Below are 5091 nucleotides of genomic sequence, written 5' to 3'. Positions count from 1 at the left end.
CTATATGATCCTTTCGTATATTCCTTCTTATCTAACACAAGTACTAAAAGTCAAAGAAACAACTGGCTTATTAATTATTTCAATTACGATGGCACTTATGATTCCACTGGCACTTTATTTCGGTAAATTAAGTGATAAAGTAGGTAATAAACGCGTAGTACAAATTGGTTTACTTGGTTTAGCATTATGTTCAATTCCAGCATTTTTATTAATTGGTAACGGACATATTGTAGCCATGTTTGCGGGTATTTTCGTCTTAGGTTTCTTCCTTAGTGTTTATGAAGGAACATTGCCTTCGTTATTACCAGCACTCTTTTTCACCGATGTACGTTATCGTGCACTTTCTATCTCCTTTAATATTTCTGTATCTATATTCGGTGGTACAACGCCGCTTGTATGTTCATACTTAGTTCATGCGACTGGTAATCCACTGGCACCAGCATTTTATTTAACAGGTGTAAGTGTAATTGGATTAGTTGTATTTAGTGTACTGTTTGTTACAACATCAGGACGTGCATTAAAAGGATCTTATCCTACCGTAGAATCGAAGAAAGAAGCACATCAAATCGCTAAAGAGGATCCTGAAGAAACACTTTGGTGGCATGAAGAATCTTTAGAAATTGAAGCAGGAAAAAAAGCATAATTTGTGAAAAGCAACGTGGACTTTTATACAAAAAGACTCCTAGTTTAATAGGAGTCTTTTTGTATACATTATTTTCTCTTCTTCTTCAAACTCTTCTGATAAGCATAAAGCTTATGAACCTCTTCCTTAAATTCATGCAAAAGCACAGCATTTTCACTGTTTGAATAACGTACTGCATTATAAGCATCTATAATGATATGACTCTGAATATTTACCTCTTCTTCATGATTTACTCTTTCTAGCCAAGCTTCAACAGTTTCTCCTCGTTCACGATTTAAAGGAGGGGATAGTTTACTCTCAAGTTTGAAAATTTCTTTTCGAATCTCATTATGTGGTGGGTTATTTCGCTTCATACGTTTTTGGCTAATTCCTTCTTTATCAGTAATGATTGTAGATTCGAAGACTGGTATATTTGGTAAACTTAAATATTTTCGTTTTTTTACTATTTTCCTTACGACATAAATAGCAATGACTGTACAGACTATTATTGTAGCGCTATTTATGAGTATCGGGTCAAAATCAGGAAGTTTTTTACCGTCTTCAATTCGAGGGTTTAAGAGATGCCCTTTATTTGCCCAAACTCCTTCGGTATCTTTCATTTCAGCTGCTTTAATTAATGGCATTAAAGCATAGCCGACTCCTAATGCGATAAATTCTGTCATAAAACCAAACATAAGTCGAATAAAAGGGAACACTTGAACAATTAATAGACTCATTACACCAATCGTAATAATAGAAGCAAAACGTAATAGTTGTTGTTTACGATTTGCCCCGGTTAGCCAAAATGTAATCATTAAGTGTAAGGCTAACATTAATAATTTCCATAATGGTGGAAATGGTGTATAAAATATAGCTGTAACGACAAACCATACAATACCGCCTAACGATTTTTGAACCGGATATCCAGGTCCGACCGCGTGTACGATAAAGAAAAATAGTGGTAATATAATTGTGCCAAAAAGAGAAAACGGTAGAAATAAAGAAAAACCGACTATTTGAATAACTAAAAGTATTACGAATCCTGTTGTTTTTTTCTTCATTAGTTTATGAATAAGAAATACTCCTACATAACCGGTCGCTAAAAATATAGCAATACCAACTATTTCGTTTCTTTCCGTTAATAACGAAAGGAGGAGCAGCAGAATAAAGTCATTAACGTGATAGAGCCAAGTTTTCAACTGCTTCCACCATCCCTTCATTATTTATGAGAAATGTAGGTTGCGTTAGAAGAGGGAGCTCATTCTTCTGTATACCGATGTAAATCATCGTAGACGAGCGTTCTCTTTTTCTCGTTACATAGTGAAGAAATCCTTGTTTCGGAAGAAGCGTACTATCATCTGAAATACGTGCCAATTCCTCTAATGCCTTCCCGTAATGCGCTTGTCCTTCGTTTAATGGTAAATGCAAAGGGCCACCTTCTGCTAATATACTAATAAATAACTCAAACGGAATTTGATGCTTCGTTGCGTATTGGCAAATGTATGTTGTAAATGAAATAAGGTCTTCTACATTCTCTTTCCAACCAAACCCACGATCAGCAGCTAAAGAAAGACAAATCGTCCAACTATAATTTTTTACAGGTTCATATTGCTTCGCTTGTAACGCCTGCATTTTAGCAGATGCTTTCCAATGAATAGAGCGGAAAGACTCACGTTCATATCGCTTTACACCGATAATGGATGTTTCATCATTGTAAAAAGAAAAATTCGTTCGATACGAACCGGTTAATAGTTGCTGAAGTTCTTGCAAACCAGCTACTTCTTTAGGAGTAGGGTATACAATAATTTCAGTCTTTAATTTATCGAAAACAGGTAAATGTACAGTTAAAAGATGAAAAGGATCTTTTAAAACACATTCAAACTGTTCAATTTGAAACACCCCACGCTTCGTTGCGGTTAATGTTAAATCCCATTTTTGCGCTGAATGAGCAGGTTGTGAAAATGGGAAAGAAAATAACGTTTTTGATATTTGTTCAATCCCTTGATCTTTATGCGGTATAAGGGACGAATTTAAATGAAAATAACAAACACCGTTAACGAGTGGTATATTTGCCCCATTTTTTAAATGAATAAAAAACTGTCCGGATTCATCAGGGAAAAGCCGAGTTGTTTGTTTTTCATTTATAACTTGAAATCTTTTCTCTATGTAAGCGACATATTTATAAATGAAAATCGCAAATAAATAGTAGAAGAAAAAGAGAAACATAAGAAATCGTTGTGGGAAAAAGAACGTAAATAGTAAAGCGACTGGTACAGTTAGTTGGATAATGTGGATTTGAAAAAATAAAGGTACAGTTACAACACGCTGTCCATTCATGCTTGCTCAATCTCCACGGGTACGTCAACTTCTTTTAAAATCCTTTGCATTAATTCGTTTTTTGTCGTACGTAAAGCTCCTTCCATTGACAAGACGATACGGTGATTCCAAACAGAAGGAACTAAAAATTGTATATCTTCAGGCGTGCAATATTCTCTGCCGCGTAAAAAGGCTAATGCTTGAACAGCACGTACTAAAGCTAATGTAGCACGTGGGCTTACACCATTGGCAATGTAATCATGATTTCTTGTAGCGTGAGCAAGTTTAATTATGTAATGTTCTAACGGTTCGGATACGAAAATGGCTTTTACTCGTTTCTTTGCTTCTAAAATTTCTTCTAAAGAGATGACAGATGTGACGCTTTCTAAAGGTGTAACGCTACGAAAACGACGCATCATTTTTAGCTCATCTTCAGGAGACGGATAACCAATTGAAATCGTCATTAAAAAGCGATCAAGCTGTGCATCTGGAAGAGGGAAAGTTCCTTGTGATTCAATCGGATTTTGCGTCGCAATAACAAAAAACGGTTTTGGAAGAGGAGTAGACTGCTTTTCAAGCGTTACTTGTCGTTCTTCCATCGCTTCTAACAAACTAGACTGTGTTCTTGGCATCGCACGGTTAATTTCATCTGCAAGTAGAATATTTGTCATAACTGGTCCAAGTCTTAATTCGAATTCACTCGTTTTCGGATTGAAATATTCAATACCTGTTACATCACTCGGAAGTACATCAGGGGTAAATTGAACGCGAGAAAAATTACCACCAATGCTTTTTGAAATGGTTTTCGCTAACAAAGTTTTCCCAGTACCAGGAACATCTTCAAGCAGTACATGTCCTTCAGCAAGTAATGAAACGAGTAGTAGATCAATAACATTTTCCTTACCAACAAACACAGATCCTATATTTTCTTTTAATTTATTAATCATATGTAACATTCCTTTCATAATAAAAGAGCTAGTATTTCTATATTTTAACAAATTATTCAGAAAATTGGTATGATTTTTTAATCCGAAGAAATGGATATTTAATTTTAAATTCTATTTGCATATTTTGGAATGTGATTATATAATATCGGTATACGATGTATCGCAAGTCGATATATCATAAGGCGATGTATCGGAGGTAGTTATAATGAATGTGAAAGCACAAAAATATATTCCATTAACCGAGGCAACGTATTACATACTATTGTCACTCGTAAAGCCAATGCATGGCTATGGAATTATGCAAATGGTAGAAGAGATGACAAATGGGGAAGTAAAGCTCGGTCCTGGTACTTTATACGGGAATACGACGAAGTTATTGAAAGAAAAGTTAATTGTTGAAGTAGCATCTACCGATAGGAAGAAGTGCTATGAGCTAACACCGTTTGGGAGAGAAGTACTGGAACTGGAGTACAATAGATTACAGCGATCTGTAAGAAATGGAAATAGTATATTAGGGGAGTGAATGAAAGATGAAGACAAAAAAGGTATTCAAATTTTTCATGGCATGGAGTTTAGAGAAAGAAGAAGCTTTTTTACGGAAAATGCATCAAAAAGGCTGGGCGTTACAAAGGTATAATTTGATGTATACGTTTAAGAAAACAGAACCAAAAGATGTAATATATAAAGCGGATTTTAGATTGGTTTACAGGGATTCAAAAGAAAAACAACAAGAGTACTTTGAAATATATGAAATGTCTGGTTGGAAACGTGTCACAAGTTTTACAAGATGGAATTATTTTTGTAAGGAAGTAGAGGAGGGAATTGAGTTACCTGACATATATTCAGAGAAGGACACGAAGGTGCAAAAAATGAAGGAGTTATTACAATTTTTCGCATTGATTTCAATAACTATATTACCCTCAATGTATAGCGTATTTTTAAATTCAACAGAATCAAGAGTGCCAATTTGGGCAAAAGTTATGCTGGGGTTTGTTGGTTGTATGTATATGTATCTCTTTATAAGGATCTCTTGGAAAATTAAGAAATTGAAAAACGAAATATTATAACAAAGAGTGGATTTTTAAAGAAGATGATTATCGGAATCATCTTCTTTAATTTTTATGTAATTCTATTTTGTTCGTTCTTTTTTACACAATAAAAAACTATATATTTAAGACATAGAATTAACAGTTACAAAGATAATCC

At 34.5% G+C, this 5091-nt stretch carries 6 protein-coding genes; 3 read left to right on the top strand and 3 right to left on the bottom strand.

The features are described 5' to 3' along the window. Nucleotides 1–643 (top strand): MFS transporter (locus tag AB3X48_RS17535; RefSeq protein ID WP_367959768.1); only part of this gene is annotated, 643 nt, incomplete at its 5' end. Nucleotides 644–711: 68 nt separating this feature from the next. Here the strand turns inward: AB3X48_RS17535 and AB3X48_RS17530 are convergent. The 3 genes from AB3X48_RS17530 to AB3X48_RS17520 are packed head-to-tail and all read right to left on the bottom strand — an operon-like array spanning nt 712 to nt 3885. Next, complete coding sequence (locus AB3X48_RS17530; protein WP_016105218.1) at nt 712–1821, bottom strand: DUF4018 domain-containing protein; 1110 nt, start codon at nt 1819–1821, stop codon at nt 712–714. After that, nucleotides 1796–2959: a DUF58 domain-containing protein gene (locus tag AB3X48_RS17525; protein WP_016105217.1), complete on the bottom strand. Its 1164-nt coding sequence runs from the start codon at nt 2957–2959 to the stop codon at nt 1796–1798. The genes AB3X48_RS17530 and AB3X48_RS17525 overlap by 26 nt, the downstream gene beginning before the upstream one ends. After that, complete coding sequence (locus AB3X48_RS17520; RefSeq protein ID WP_016105216.1) at nt 2956–3885, bottom strand: AAA family ATPase; 930 nt, start codon at nt 3883–3885, stop codon at nt 2956–2958. Before AB3X48_RS17520 ends, AB3X48_RS17525 begins: the two co-directional genes overlap by 4 nt. Nucleotides 3886–4090: 205 nt before the next feature. Between AB3X48_RS17520 and AB3X48_RS17515 the strand changes: the two genes are divergently transcribed. Together AB3X48_RS17515 and AB3X48_RS17510 are read left to right on the top strand one after the other, a co-directional pair. Further along, entirely contained in the window at nt 4091–4408 is a 318-nt protein-coding gene (locus AB3X48_RS17515; RefSeq protein ID WP_002110530.1) for a PadR family transcriptional regulator, read from the top strand. A 79-nt stretch (nt 4409–4487) separates the two neighbouring features. After that, nucleotides 4488–4952 (top strand): DUF2812 domain-containing protein, encoded by a 465-nt coding sequence (locus tag AB3X48_RS17510; protein ID WP_246908104.1) that lies wholly within the window; start codon nt 4488–4490, stop codon nt 4950–4952. The last annotated feature ends 139 nt before the right edge of the window (nt 4953–5091 follow it).

The sequence above is a fragment of the Bacillus sp. S4 genome (genome assembly GCF_040838205.1).
Taxonomy (GTDB): Bacteria; Bacillota; Bacilli; order Bacillales; family Bacillaceae_G; genus Bacillus_A; species Bacillus_A cereus_U.
The sequence above is the reverse complement of the archived record's forward strand: the minus strand, read 5'-3'. Positions and strand labels throughout refer to the sequence as shown.